General features: G+C 54.2%; 7 protein-coding genes. 6 read left to right on the top strand and 1 reads right to left on the bottom strand.

The features are described 5' to 3' along the window. The first annotated feature begins 9 nt into the window (after positions 1-9). Positions 10-4977, top strand: a complete 4968-nt coding sequence (locus IPI29_06320) for a T9SS type A sorting domain-containing protein (GenBank protein MBK7412152.1) — start codon at positions 10-12, stop codon at positions 4975-4977. Positions 4978-4985: 8 nt separating this feature from the next. Here the strand turns inward: IPI29_06320 and IPI29_06315 are convergent, their stop codons facing one another. After that, positions 4986-7142 carry a T9SS type A sorting domain-containing protein gene (locus IPI29_06315; protein ID MBK7412151.1) on the bottom strand — a complete coding sequence of 719 codons (2157 nt, stop codon included), beginning with the start codon at positions 7140-7142 and terminating at the stop codon, positions 4986-4988. A gap of 2 nt (positions 7143-7144) precedes the next feature. Between IPI29_06315 and IPI29_06310 the strand changes: the two genes are divergently transcribed. From IPI29_06310 to IPI29_06290, 5 genes are read left to right on the top strand one after another with little or no spacing between them, the layout of a single operon-like run. After that, positions 7145-7633: a GAF domain-containing protein gene (locus IPI29_06310; protein MBK7412150.1), complete on the top strand. Its 489-nt coding sequence runs from the start codon at positions 7145-7147 to the stop codon at positions 7631-7633. Positions 7634-7648: 15 nt separating this feature from the next. Then, positions 7649-9268: a lamin tail domain-containing protein gene (locus tag IPI29_06305; GenBank protein MBK7412149.1), complete on the top strand. Its 1620-nt coding sequence runs from the start codon at positions 7649-7651 to the stop codon at positions 9266-9268. 26 nt (positions 9269-9294) lie between these two features. Continuing rightward, positions 9295-11433: a polyphosphate kinase 1 gene (gene ppk1, locus IPI29_06300; GenBank protein ID MBK7412148.1), complete on the top strand. Its 2139-nt coding sequence runs from the start codon at positions 9295-9297 to the stop codon at positions 11431-11433. Continuing rightward, positions 11430-12608 (top strand): ABC transporter permease, encoded by a 1179-nt coding sequence (locus tag IPI29_06295; GenBank protein MBK7412147.1) that lies wholly within the window; start codon positions 11430-11432, stop codon positions 12606-12608. Before ppk1 ends, IPI29_06295 begins: the two co-directional genes overlap by 4 nt. Positions 12609-12652: 44 nt before the next feature. Next, on the top strand, positions 12653-14854 hold the full coding sequence (locus IPI29_06290; protein MBK7412146.1) for a T9SS type A sorting domain-containing protein: 2202 nt from the start codon (positions 12653-12655) through the stop codon (positions 14852-14854). The last annotated feature ends 84 nt before the right edge of the window (positions 14855-14938 follow it).

Here is a 14938-nt window from a genome sequence, read left to right as displayed (position 1 = left end):
GGAGATGTCATGCTCGGACGATACTTCGTTCTGCTGTGTTTGGTCGGATTCCTTGCTTTTACGTCCACGTCGGCTCAGATCGCGTTCTCGGTAGGCCAGGCAGATGGCCTGCGGACATCCGCCGTTGTGCCGAAGACGGCAATGGTCGTCCGCCCTCCTGCCGGTCTGGTGGATCTTCTTCTCCAGAAAGGCGAGCACCGGATCACTGTGCCTACGGCAGAGGGGAACGTGACGCTGATCGCAGAACGATTCGATCTCTTTACGGACGATGCCGTCTTCATCGACCGGGGACGTGCAGGCGAAGAGATCGTCCCACTGCCACACCATGCTCTTGTCAGAGGACGTGTTGAGGGCCGTCCAGGCTCCACTGTCTTCCTTGCAGCCTTCCAAACCCACATCATTGCCATGGTGGAATTCCTCGAACCTGAGGGCAAGAGGCGTTTCCTTATTGCTCCTGATACGATCATCCCCGGCACGATGGCCACTCATGTCTACTATGAGTCGCTTCCGGGAGAAGGCTCACCTCGAGACTGTCATGCAGAGACCCTGCCTGATTATCAGCGAAAGGTGGACTCGGTGTTCCGCATCGTCAATGCCATGGATGCCCAGCGGAAAATCTCGGGAGACCGTGAACAAAAGGCAACGCCATATGCATTGCAGTTCGCTCTCGACTGTACGAATTCGTTCTACAAGAACCTTGGCAACGATCTCACAACAACTGCATCATCGGCCATCGCTATCGCCGGCGCTGCAGCAGTGGTCTATCAGCGAGATGCCAACGTCATCCTGCGTGTGCCGTACCTGCGCGTGTGGACTGTAACCGACCCATATCCAGGTGAGATCGGAAACAAGCTGGGGAAGATCCGAGATCACTGGGAAGCCAACATGAAACACGTTCGCCGTTCGGTAACGTGTCTTCTCTCCGGCGAAGGCGGAGGGGGCTTGGCATGGGTTGGCGTCTTGTGCGGCGGATATGGATACAACGTGAGCGGCGTTGACGGTAAAGTGAACTTCCCGGCAACGGGATATGTGTGGGACGTAGACGTTACCTCGCACGAGCTTGGACATAACATCGGATCCTCTCACACGCACAATTGCGGTTGGAACCCACCACTTGATTCCTGTTGGAATGCGGAAGGTGGTTGCTATGAGAATACGCGCGTGCAACGCGGAACGATCATGAGCTACTGTCACCTTCAATGGAAGGGAACAGAACTTCAGTTCCATCCACGCGTTGCGTCGCTGTTCAATCGGGTATTGGAGGGCACGAACTGCGCAGCCCCCTTACCGAGTGCACGTGATACTGATGTAGCCGTGATCAATATCCGTGTGCCGGCCAATGGTGCAACGATCGTTACGCGGCAAGGGTTCGCTCCGAGTATCGACGTTCGGAATCTCGGATTGAAATCGCTTGTGAATGTTCCTGTAACGTTCGCCGTGACCGGACTCGATAATGTTGTGAAGAAATCGGTCACGACGAATGTTGCTCGAATCGATCCTAACGCATCAGTAGTTGTGACGTTCCCAACGATGGCCATTGATACGGCGGGTGACTATCTGGCGGTGGCTAACATCCAGGCGGTCAGTGACCAGCATGCAACCAATGATATCATGACGAGACCCTTCCGTGTTGCTGCTGCTGAGAATGGTTCGATCACGATCACGTCACCCAATGGCGGGGAAACGTTGATCGGTGGAACCACGGCCAAGGTCTTGTACAAGGCAACGAATGTTGCTCGTGTGTTGTTTGAATATTCTGTTGACAATGGGTCCACGTGGAAGACACTTCAGTACAGTGTTGATGGAACACTGACCGAGCTCGACTGGGTCGTCCCATTCGTTCCTTCAACGCAGTGTTTGATACGGGCCAGCAGCCTCAAGAATGCCAGCACCGTGGATCTCTCGAATGCGGTGTTCGCGATCTCGGTCCCGCTGGATGTACAAGCCTATGATATTGCTGCTCCTGTAACGAATTCCTCGAGTGCTACTCCAGTTGCGCCGCGCGTTGTTGTCCGCAACAATGGTTCAACCGATGCCGTTGATGTGAAGTGCACGGTTGCGATCCGCTGGGTTCGTTCTGCTGTGCCATCGGTAGACACAACCTTCGTTGTTCCGCGCGTGCGTGCTGGCGCACAAGACACCCTCACGTTGTTACAAACGCCGATACTCGCTAGTGGTGTCCATGTAGTAACATTTACAGTGGACGCAGCCGGTGATGAGAATGATGCTAATGACAGATTTGGTCGCGAGTTCACATCCGTTGGCATTTCGCCCCCTTCCGATATTAGGTATGAAGAGGGTCCGGGTAGGGTTCTGTTGCAGTGGATGAACCGTGACAACAATGCGGCAGACCGGATCGAGCTCTGGCGTGGTAGTTCTGTAGAAGACCTGCGACGCATCCGAACATTCAGACCTAGTGTTACATCGTTTGTCGATGATGGTCTGGTGAATGACACTACCTACATCTATGCACTTCGTACCGTGAACGGTGCAAAACTAAGCGTGTATTCTCCGTACCTAACGACGCGTCCAACGATCTTCCCGGCGGGCACAAAGCTCTCCGCTCCGGTTTTGATCTCGCCAACGGATGGACTCTCTGGAGTGCCGGTGCCAACCGACCTCGTGTGGAGCACTGTGAAGGGTGGTGATCAGTATGAGATCCAGATCGCTGAAGACGCATCGTATCAAAACCTGCTCTACGTTCATATCGTGCGTGACCCGGGTGCGATCGTTCTACCGCTCGAGTATAACACAACGTACCGTTGGCGCGTGCGTGCCCTGAATCAGACGTATACCGGACCTTGGTCCACAAAAGCAACCTTTGTCACCACCCGTACATGTGCCGGTACGGCACTCTCCTTCAATGGAACTGATTCGAAAGCAACCGATGCATCTTTCACTTGGAATGGTGGACCCGTTACAGTTGAGTATTGGACGTTTGTAAAAAGTTCTGAGCGGAAAACCAGTTCTACGTTCATGGTTGGTGCCGGTGATAATGGCGCCAACAGATTCCAAGCCCACGCCCCGTGGGAAGATGGAGTGGTGTATTGGGACTATGGCTCGGTGAGTGATAAGGGGCGTATCTCAACCACATTCGGTCCGTATTTCGATCAATGGGTTCACGTGGCCATGGTCAGCGATGGTACATCCTTCAAGGCCATCTACTTCAATGGTCAACTCGCGGCATCTGCAAATGAAGCAGGCCAACCTATCGGACTCACAGAGCTCACGATCGGTGCGATGCGGACCAACCTCTTCTTTAAGGGGCTTGTGGACGAATTCAGGATCTGGAGCGTTGCGCGAACTGCAGATGAGATCAGATCGTCTATGTTCAGACGCCTCCCACAGCCGAGTGAAAACTCAAAGATCGCGGGTTGTTGGCGCTTCGACGAAGGGTCGGGAACAACGGCCAAGGATGCTGTCAGAAACCGACAGCTCACGCTTACGCCATCCACTGAATGGACCGCGAGTGGTGCTACAGTGAATTGCGAAGATGTTGCACCACTCACAACACCTACGTTCTTGTCGGGTGTTGGCAGTGTCCCACGTCCAAGAGACCATCGATACGAGATATCGTGGTCGGAGATAACTACAACGCGAGGAAATGTTTGGTATGACCTAGAAGTGACTGATCCGCGTGGCTCCAGTATAGTAGCCTCGGCCAATAACGTGACATCGTCTTCTCCTACCCATACCGCCCATGTTGTTGGGGAGTTGCCAGCCGATTCGACAATGACTGTCAGAGTGAGAGCTCATTCAACCTATTCACAGAGTGCGTGGGCCGAGGTCCCCATCACCACATTGCCTCCATGTGAAACAAAGGCCGTGCAGTTCAGCGGAAAGGGAGAGCGATTTACAAGTGCAGACTTCCTTTACGCCGGCAAGGCTGTGACGGTTGAATACTGGAGCTTGGTGAATGCTGACCAGCTGATGCGCAGTGTAGCATTTATGGCGGGTGAGAAGGATGATGAAACGAAACGGTTCCAGGCCCATGCGCCGTGGGATGACAAGACGTACTATTGGGACTACGGGAATTGGCGCGAAGCCGGACGTGTTTCGGCTTCCTATGAAGGGAGCCTTAGCTCGTGGACACACGTAGCACTCGTGAGTAATGGCTATGACACCATGGCTATCTACCTGAATGGCAACCTCGCGAAGAAATCAAGTTTCTCCGATGCGCCGGGAACTCTCAAGCAATTGACGATCGGTGGCAATCCGTTCTCCCGAAACTATCATAAGGGGTGGATGCGTGATCTGCGCATCTGGAACGTGATGCGTAGTGAACGTCAGATCCGCTCCGGTATGTATGAGCGGATCTCAGAGCCCCGTTCCAATCTGCTTGGTAGTTGGTTGTTGGATGAGGGAAGGGGCTTGCAGACAACAGACGTCACCGGTAGGACTGCGAACGCAGTGAGTACTACGGAGATCACGTGGGATGACGTTACGTCGAAGTTGATGCAGGCACCGGCCGTGGTGAGCGGACGCAGAGATGTGCAGCGCGGTGATACGGCCTCGTATCGGGCCCGTGCAACATCTGACGTTACCTATAAGTGGACAGTGGCCGGAGGAACGATCAGTAGCTCCGATGTAACGAATGAACTCGCGGTCACGTGGACCGGAGCAGACAGCATCGGAGTTATCACACTCGCACGTACATGGCCTGGTGGGTGCAGCGATGTAACGACAACAACGGTCATTCTCTACACAACGCTTGATGTAGCCAGTGAAGACAACACTTCCGCAAACATCAGTGTTCATCCAAATCCAGCCACCGACAATTGCTCGATCGTCTGGAATGGCTCCGAAGAGGCCCGACGCCTCGATGTCGTGGATGCACAAGGCCGAGTGGTCCATACTTCTGATGTGCTGAGTGCCGCCGTTATGGTCAACACGCAGCTCTTCGCATCAGGAACCTATCTGGTTCGCATTACAACTGACAGAACGGTCTATGTGCAGCGATTTGTTGTGCAGAGATAGAACGCAGTTCAATGAACGATCACAACGGGTACGGCCTTGCGGCTGTACCCGTTCTTCGTTTCAAGAAGGTACGTGCCCGACAGCCAGGTAGACACATCAATGGAACGAGACGCATTGGCATCAACGACGAAGATCACGGTACCCATGAGCGTACTGAACGTTGCTTCTCCATCCGGTATCGTAATGAACGTGGATGCAGGGTTAGGATAGGGGGCGAAAGAGTGATGCTCATCCTGGACGCTGCTCGGTGTGACTTGTGTGATGCGCTTGATCCGATCGCGCATCATGAAATAGGCGTTGTCGACGTTGTTGTAGACCGGTGGTAGTGATTCAGTGAACGGGCGGTTGAAATTCACCGAGCCGCGATAGGCATACGGGTCGAGGGTAAAGACGGTGGGTCCAATAGAGCCCCGACCAGCTTCAAATCCTCGCATGCCGGTTGACGTGCCGAAGAATGCGTTGTCGTTTCGAAAGTTGATGAGATCGCCGGCAAGGGGCATCCCATAACTCTTCCCATCGTCTCGGGAGACAACGCCACTGGGCGGGAGTGACCACGCACCATAGACGGTAGAGTCCAACAGCACCATAGCTGATGTGATCTTCTCACGAGTAGCAAACGAGAAGTCTCGCCATGAGCGTCCAAGATCATGGGAAACGCATGATCGGAACGGTGTGGTGAGGACGATGGTTCGATCGAACACACGAGACGGATGCCCGCTCTGATACTCCTCCAATGACCAAGCCTTCCACGTTGTTCCACCGTCAACGCTTATGTGGATGAATTTGGAACAGACCACGATGGTGTCGCCGTTGAAGGCGATGGCCGAAGCAGACGTATCGATGCGGTGAATGACGCTATTCGTTGACGAGTAGATCGAAGAGCGAAGAATGGAGTCGGCCGCGGAGGCAATGATCTCACCACCAACAGCAACAGCATAGGTGTCGAAGAGCTTCGGAATAGGTCTCATCGACCAAGAAAAACCACCATCAACCGAGGCAAACAGATGTGGTCGTAAAGTGCGTTTGTCGTCTGTCTCTTCGATCATTGTCGTGATGACCAACAGATCGCTGCCGGTCAACGTGAGTGTGCGCTGATACTGTGCCAGGCAGCGCCGCGGAACAAAGTGCGCCCGATCCTGAGAGATAGTTCCGTCGGCATCCAACCGCGCATAGGTGAATCGCGTCCCGCTCATGTGCCATTGGGGTTGAAGATCCTTGCGATACCACCATGCAACACCGGCGTGGATCTCATTGGTCAGGTTGTTGCCGATGGTCGTCCGTTGAGTGGAATCGATCCGACCGCCCGTTGCGTAATAGATGCTTGTCTTGCTCTTGTTGTTCGAGCCGGGTGCAACAACTACTGCGCCGCCGCCATGCAGTGATGCGCTAAACCGCGCAAGGAGGCTGGAGTAGAGCTGTGGATCGTGACCATAGATGTCGCGCTCTTTGTAGGAATGATGCCAGATGGCACGTAACGGCCGGACAACCTGTTCAGCGCCTTGATCCGTGATCGTATCGATTACGAACACGAGTGACACCGAATCCGAGAGTGCCTGAAGGAAGGTTGCCTCGCGATCGAGCTGACGAGAAAGCACAACAGCGTTCGAGGAGGCATCAATGAGCTGGAGAGTCCGTGTTGTTGAGTCGTAGGCAACTGCATGTGCGAAGTCTGCCGCCGACAACATGGTCACTGTATTCGCAATGCCTTTTACGGTGTCGATCTGGACGCTGTTGCCAGTGATCGACAGTCGTATGACATATCCGTCGCGCAGGGCAAAGGCGAATGATCCGCAACGCACGATGTTCGTGCCGCTCGCTGGGAAACCTGTGATGTTTGCTTCTGAGCGCGATGGGATGTCGATCGCAACAAGGATGTTGTCTGTTGTTGAGACAATGCCGGTGGTGTTCGACACAAGGGCTACACCATTGAAGATCTTGGTTCGATAGGTAGAGGTTACGTCAGTAAAGGCCGAACCGGGGATGGACGTTACGACGCCATCGCCTACGCCCACAACCGTTGGTTCGAGTTCCGACGTCATGTCCATCGCTATGATCCTGCGCATCTCGGGCGGCACGAACGGATACGTTTGCTCAGTGTATTGCGCCGTCAGACCCGGTGAGGCAACAGAAAGCAGAATGATGAGGATGGTTATGTGTAGTTTCATACATGTTTGAACTGCCCGACGATACTGACGAAACAACCAATGAGCGATATGCGAATATCGTTCAATCACTCGAGCATATCACGGAAGGAGAGCCAAACCTCGTGGCAAACCTTGCCAACACTGCCTCCATGCTCTTTCATTCTTTGCGTGATGTCAACTGGGCCGGATTTTACCTCTTCGATGGTACAGAGCTTGTCCTTGGTCCATTCCACGGCAAGCCGGCATGTGTTCGCATCGCAATGGGCAGAGGAGTGTGCGGATGGGCAGCCTCTGAGAGGCGGACGGTGATCGTTCCGGATGTAGCGGAGTTTCCCGGACATATCGCCTGCGATGCGGAAAGCAGCTCAGAGATCGTAGTGCCGCTCATCAAGAACGGTGAGCTTATTGGCGTGTTGGATCTGGATAGCCCCCTCCTTGATCGGTTCTCTGACGATGATGCGCGCGGATTGGAACAGGTCGCAGCGCTGTTGATGTCACGCTTGACCGATTAGAACACACATGGAAGAATGACCCGGCTCATTCTCTCGCTCATCATCTCGGTTGCTACCTCAAGCGCCCAGCTCATCATCACCGAGGTCCATCCAACACCATCGGCCGGTGAACCTGAGTGGGTTGAGTGTGTGAATACCACCTCCCGATCACTCGTTCTTCGTGATCATCTCATTTGCGACACGCGCACGTGCGTTCGTGTCGATCTCCTGGAAATTCCGGCAAGGGGCTTGGTGGTCCTCACACGCGATGCGAGCGCGCTCCGTGAGTCGCGCTGGCTGCCGCGCGATGCCGTGATGATAGAGGTTGCACTCCCATCCTTGAACAACACCACGGACCGAGTGGAGGTGCGTGATGATGATTCGGTGTTGATCGACAGTATGAGCTACGATGTGCGTCGGCATGTCCGCGGAAGGTCCATTGAACGAGCTGGCGATGATCGTAATGGAACAGTAACGTATGCCGATGCATGGTCGGCAAGTCTGGCGCGCGACAGTGCAACATGCGGACAACAGAATTCACGCGTAACGCGCGAACACGATCTGTACTGTTCTCAAGCCACGGCGTTGGATGATGCCATTCTCGTTGATGTTCGAAACGTGGGGCGAAGTGCTATGCCCTCTGTTTCGATCGAGATACAGACAGGTGGTGAAGTGATCAGAGCCATGACCGGAGAGCTCGACAGTGAGATGACGTGGACATGGAAGGTGCCCCTTACTGATCTTGCAATGAAGGGCGGACCTGAAGAACGTCTGGTACGCGTTGTGACGTCCGCCGAGGACGATCGTTCAGTGAACGACACGTCGGACGTAATGCTCACGTTCCCGCCGAGCAAGGGGACCGTGTTGATCAACGAAGTGTTGGCCGACCCGTTATCCGGCTCATGCGAATATGTTGAGGTGTGGAACGGAACCACCGATACCATCGATCTCCTCGGGTGGATCATTGAAGATGCATCTGGACTGCGAAGTATTGCCACTGGATCGTGTTTCGTTCTGCCCCAAGAATTTGGTGTGCTTGCGTCCGACACGTCGATCCAGCGTCGTGTGGAAGCTGGCGTTTGGTCCATTGTTCGTCCTGCAACGCAGATCAACAGCACGACGGACATGCTTGTCCTTCGAACGCCCAGTGGGTTTGTTGTGGACAGTATGTCCTACACTGGTGACAGGCATCATGCACTCCTTCCCTCGTCGAAGGGGGTGTCGCTCGAAAAACTCGCTCCTCCACTACTCAGCAACGAGCTCCTGAGCTGGACGTCGAGTGGGGACCTCAGCGGCGGCACGCCCGGCAGGCCGAATAGCATGTCGCAGGCGCCGGGGTTGGACGGTAGGATGTCCGCTGTGCCAAGCCCCTTCTCGTCTGATCCCGGACGCAGGAACTCTACCACCGTGATCTCCTGGACCCAGCCGTTCCTGCAGGCCATCGCCAGAGTGGGTATAAGACGTCCGGACGGGATGTTCGTGACCGACCTCCTAAACGCCGAATTCATCTCGAGGGAAGGGGGCGTTGTATGGAACGGAACCGATGCGATGGGCCAGCGCCTGTCTCCGGGACCCTACGTAGTGGTTCTGGAGTGTGTTGACGCTGCCTCAAGTGCGGTCTATCGCGACCGTTGCCTTGTGATAATAGGGGAGTGAATAAAACGTTCGGTAGCTTCGTGGTTATGGCTACGAAGAAAAACGGTGCGGTTCGCACCAAGAAGTTGAAGGCAAATGATCCAGTTGCCGCGGCAACGAGTACACCTGTGATCGACCTCAACGACGAGGAGCTCTACCTGAACAGAGAGCTCTCGTGGGTCGAGTTCAACAGGCGTGTTCTTGATGAGGCAGAGGATACGACGCACCCGCTTCTCGAGCGCATGAAGTTCTTGGCGATCTTCTCCACGAATCTCGATGAGTTCTTCATGATCCGCGCTGCAGGTCTGCAGGAGCAGATCTACTCGGGTGTGACGGAGCTCTCGTCGGACGGAATGACGCCGATCGAGCAACTCAAGGAGATTCGCTCTCGACTCCTCCCGCTGTACAAACGTCAGAGCGCGATCTGGCGCAAGGACATTGAACCGGCTCTTGAGCGAGAAGGTATTCACATCCATCATTTCGCCGATCTCACCAAGGAAGAGAAGATCGAGTTCGAGCGCGACTTTGTGGACAATATCATGCCGGTGCTCACACCATTGGCATTGGACCCCGGGCATCCGTTCCCTCGGCTCCTTAATCGATCGCTCACCGTGGCCTTTGTGCTCTTTGATGACACAGATGACACGGAAGACATGAAGGTAGCCGTGGTGCAGCTTCCATCGGCACTGCCGCGTCTTGTAAAGCTCAATCGTTCCTCTGGACACCACTATGTTCTCTTTGAAGACGTCATTCGTGCCCATGCCGGCATCCTCTTCCCGGGATTGCGTCTGCAAGAGAGTCACATCTTCCGTGTGACCCGTGATGCAGACGTTGAGATCGCCGAAGACGAGGCCAATGATCTTATGGCCGCCGTGGCTGAGGGCATCCGTCAGCGTAGGTGGGGAACTGATGCTGTGCGCATGGAGATCGGCTCCGATATGCCAAAGCGGCTCACTGCATTCTTCACAAAGGCACTTGAACTCGAAGCAACGGATGTCTATAGTGTAGACATCCCACTGAACCTTCAGGATTTCTTTGTCCTAATGCAATTGGACAAGCGCAAGCTCAAGGATGCCCCCTTCAATTCGCGACAACTGTCGGAGTTCACTACGGATGGGGCGGACATCTTTGATGTTCTGAAGGAAGGTGATGTGTTTGTCCATCATCCATTCGATTCCTTTACCAACTCCGTTGTTCGATTCATTGAGCACGCTGCTGATGACCCGAACGTGCTTGCGATCAAGATCACGTTGTATCGTGCCGGTGGACGGTCTTCGGTGATCGATGCTCTCAAACGAGCTGCCAGCAATGGAAAGAACGTGACGGCCTTTGTTGAACTCAAGGCCCGTTTCGATGAAGAGAACAACATCGCATGGGCGCGTTCACTTGAACAATCCGGCGTCCACGTTGTCTACGGCGTGATGGGACTCAAGGTGCATTGCAAGGTCTGTCTCGTGATCCGCAAGGAAGGGAAGAACGTTCTCACTTATGCCCACGTATCAACCGGCAACTACAACCTCACAACGTCGAGACTCTATACCGATGTTGGTGTGTTCACTGGGCGTCAGGAATTTGAGCGCGACTTCGTGCACCTCTTCAATCTTCTCACCGGATATTCAAAACACGCGTCGTGGCAGCACATCGGTGTAGCGCCTCTCAATCTTCGCGAAAAGATCTTAGCACTCATCCATCGGGAGATCGACCATCAAAAGGCGGGACGTCAGGGACGTATCGTCGCCAAGATGAATGCCCTCATCGACCAAACGATCATCGAAGCGCTGTACATGGCGTCGATGGCCGGCGTGAAGATCGAACTCATCGTACGCGGTGTCTGCACATTACGTCCGGGAATTCCCGGCGTAAGCGACAACATCACCGTGCGAAGCATCCTCGATAGGTTCTTGGAGCACAGCCGCATCTTCTCCTTCCGCAACGGCGGTGAAGAGGCACTCTTCATTTCCAGTGCCGACTGGATGCCGCGGAACATGGACCGTCGCGTAGAGCTCCTGTTCCCGATCTTCGACAAACGTGTAGGCAAACGTCTGCATGACATCCTTGCGGCCTATCTCACGGATGATGTAAAGGCGCGGATTCTCCAGACCGATGGAACCTATGCGCGGAAAGAATCCGGTGCCGTGCCAAAGCGCGTCCAGGCCGATCTCCTTGCAAGTATCAAGCGCAAATGAATCTGTCGCTGACCATTGCACGCAGATACGTTCGTCCGCATCGATTCTCCTTCATCGGACTCATCGGTGTTGTCTCCGTTATCGGCATTGTGATCGGTACAGCCGCCCTGATCATCGTGATGTCCTTGTTCAACGGTTTTCGTGGCATTGCCGTGAACATGATGACAGGCTTTGGACCCCACGTCCGCGTTCATGCTGCAGCCACAACGATGAAGGGGGCTAGCCCAACGTGGCTCAGCAAACTCGTGATACAAACGCCTGGGCGTACCGCGGCAGCGTTCGGTGTTGGAATGCCCCTTGCCGACACTCTTGCATGGCAGCCCATCAAAGGAGCTACGGTTGTTGGGACGGGAGACCTCCTTCAGCTTGTTGATGCAGAAGGTGTGGTTGTTGCTGCCGGACTTGCCGAGTCGCTCAACCTCTACATCGGAGACACCATCACCCTTGTCTCTCCAACGCAGATAGAGTCGGCCATTACCACCATGATGATCCCGTCCGGCAGGCGTGTGGTTGTGAGCGGCATCTTCCAATCCAACTCCTCTCGCGAGATCGATGCCTCCTATCTGTATGTCTCGGACGTGGTGATGAAGGGGCTCCTCCGCACCGAGGAGCCAACGGCGTGGGACATCAGGCTCAGCGACCCGGAAGATGCAGCGCGTGTTGCCACAGAGCTGCGTGCCACAGCTGCGAGCGGGGTCCGCATTGAGACCTGGGAGGACATGAACCGCGGCATCTACGATACCATGCGATTGGAGCGCATAGGTTCGTTCATTGTACTCACGCTCATCATTCTCGTAGCCGCCTTCAACATCCTTGTCTCGCTCACTCTTGGTGTTGTTGAGAAGCGTAGAGACATCGCCATTCTCAAGACCATTGGTCTCACCGATACACAGGTCCGCAACATCTACCTCTACCAAGGCCTCATGATCGGACTCCTCAGTGTTGGACTTGGTGTTGCCCTTGGTCTTGGTGTGTGTTATGGTCAGCAGACCTTTCACTGGATCAAATTCGATATGTCGCAAGGATATCTCGTTCCTGCCCTGCCCCTTCTCATCAAGACTTCTGATGTATTGATCGTTGCCGTTGTTGGTCTGGTCCTTTCCAGCACTGCTGCTATCTATCCGGCAATGAGGGCGTCTAGGGCTACGGTGGCGAATGGAGTGAGAAGCAGTTAGATTGTTAGAGTGGTAGATTGTTAGAGTGGTAGAGGAGGGCATTAGTGAAGTATGTGATCATGGTCATGTTGATGACCGGCGTGTGTGTGGGGCAGACGGTTGTGGATCTGCCGTCGTCGTTTAATCTGTTTAAGTCCAATGAGAAGTTGGCGTGTGTTGCTACGGCAACAGGCATTTGTTATGGGCCGACCGCAGATTCGATACGCGAGTGTTCGAACATACCGGTCGACATGGACTTTGTGGCCACGAGCTGGAGTATTCTGGATGTGGAGCTCGATCCGATTGGTCGGTACGTCTATGTTTCTGTATATGATGCCAATGGGCTGTATCGATTCGATGTTGAGACATCAGAATGGGAGTCCATTCGACCGTCGACAGCAGGGACAGACATTACGGCACTGTTTGTAGATCGCGATGGTTCGGTTGTGATCGGTACGGGAGGTCGAAGCACCAGCCCGATTCTCGGACGTCGAGGTATGTTCCGTTCTACGGATCACGGAGATACCTGGACTGAAGTGAACACACGAGATTCAACGAACAAGGATTATCCGGGAGTGTCAGCTATTCAGTCCACAACGGCTGGGAATCTGGTGGCGGGCTTTCGTTACGCGGGTGCGAACGTTCAATCAGGGATCTTTATCCAGCAGGACTCAGGGAAGTGGGTAAGCGTGACGCAATCAGGTGAGCCAGCGCAGATGGTTGTTGGTGGAGATGTGATCTACTCCGTGGGACTTTCTGGTGGGTCTGTGTTCTACGTGGATCTGCGGCAGGTACCTTGGACGCAAAAGGGACTGATCGGCACTGCGAACCGCACAACGATCCGGCTTTGGGCTGGCGATACGGTTGCAGTGTTCCTCGATGATGAAACTGATGAACAACCACCCGAGGTTCGACTGGCAGTTGATGGTGTTGTTGTTGATACGATCATGCTGGAGCATCGCCCTAGGACATATGTCAACATGCGATTCGGCACGGATTTGTTCACATCAGGCGCATCTCGATTCATTGTGCTTGGTTGTGGACGAAACAGCATTGTTGATGCGAAAGGGGCGGACATTGGCGAGGTAGCTCCGGGGCTGCGACTAGCATTGGCCTCAGAGATCCGACAGACGCCGACGTGGACGAGCGTAGGTGTGTCCGGGCATGGTTGGTACACGATCGGCATCGATGGAAAAGCGGAGCTCGATACGATGATCGGCCTCGGATTTCAAGGCGGATCGACGGCATTCAATGCCTATAGCGACGGGTGGCTTAAGACCACTCAATATCGACTGATCGACATACGTAGAACCATGATCGACACGATCGTTCAAGTAGAATATGATACGTCTTTCAGATGTGCCGTTCGAAGAGGAGATGGAACTGTGATCGCAGCAACACGAGAAGCAGGGCTGGTGGAGTATACCCCAAGCACCTCGTCATGGAAACCATTCAGCATCGAAGGATTGCCGGATAGTATGGCCGGCGATTCGAGAAAGAGCAGTCGGATAAGCTACATTTTCGAAGTCGACGATGAACCCTACGTTTGGGTCGGTAGTGAGCAGAATTCGGCTGACACATTCGATGGATTGTATGCCTTTCGGTCTAGATGGTCTCGAGTAGACATCCCTCTGTTGCCAGACAACTCAAGTCTGAGATCTGTTGCTTCGGACCAAGATGGTGTTGTGCTAACGGTATCAGGATCCAGCGGAGGCTTCTATCAAGAGTCCGTTGCAATCCATGTGCAGAGAGGTCGTGGTCAGCCTCCCGTGTTTGGGTCGCAGGCGCAGGACGACGCACTAATGACGCATGCCGTGTGTTCCGGCTCAACGGTCACATGGATCACTCTTCACGGAGACGTTTTAACATCACGTGATCCCAACACCGAGCCCGTTCGTATCCGTTCTGGTTTGAATTCGACAGTTGGCCGCGTTGGCAGCAGACTCTTGGTTGCAACGCGAGACTCCGGACTCTTTATCTACGATGCCACATCAAGCGTCAGTGAATCGGACAACAATGCCCGTGTAAGCGTCAATGCCTACCCACAACCCGCTTCGTCGCACATCACGTTCTCAACACGCAACAACGAGCAGATCCTTCGCACCGACATCTACAATGTTGCCGGTGAGCTTGTTCTCTCGTTGCAGCACGAACCGTCAAACAGTCTCACTATCTCTACCGATGGTCTATCCTCAGGCTTCTATCTGGCCCGCGTTACAACTACGTCAGGTCACTCAACCATACCCATCAGCATGCTAGCACACTAACAATCTAGCATTCTAACAATCTAGCACATTAGCACATTAACGCGTACGCACGCCATCCATCTACGTGGCTCGTGAAGCACGTGA

This window comes from Ignavibacteria bacterium (assembly GCA_016707005.1).
Taxonomy (GTDB): domain Bacteria; phylum Bacteroidota; class Ignavibacteria; order Kapaibacteriales; family Kapaibacteriaceae; genus UBA10438.
The sequence above is the reverse complement of the archived record's forward strand: the minus strand, read 5'-3'. Positions and strand labels throughout refer to the sequence as shown.

Bases quoted from the DNA above. Each gene is read 5' to 3' on its own strand.
- IPI29_06320 (MBK7412152.1), top strand. From the start codon at position 10: ATGCTCGGACGATACTTCGTTCTGCTGTGTTTGGTCGGATTCCTTGCT.
- IPI29_06315 (MBK7412151.1), bottom strand. From the start codon at position 7,142: ATGAAACTACACATAACCATCCTCATCATTCTGCTTTCTGTTGCCTCA.
- IPI29_06310 (MBK7412150.1), top strand. From the start codon at position 7,145: ATGTTTGAACTGCCCGACGATACTGACGAAACAACCAATGAGCGATAT.
- IPI29_06305 (MBK7412149.1), top strand. From the start codon at position 7,649: ATGACCCGGCTCATTCTCTCGCTCATCATCTCGGTTGCTACCTCAAGC.
- ppk1 (MBK7412148.1), top strand. From the start codon at position 9,295: ATGGCTACGAAGAAAAACGGTGCGGTTCGCACCAAGAAGTTGAAGGCA.
- IPI29_06295 (MBK7412147.1), top strand. From the start codon at position 11,430: ATGAATCTGTCGCTGACCATTGCACGCAGATACGTTCGTCCGCATCGA.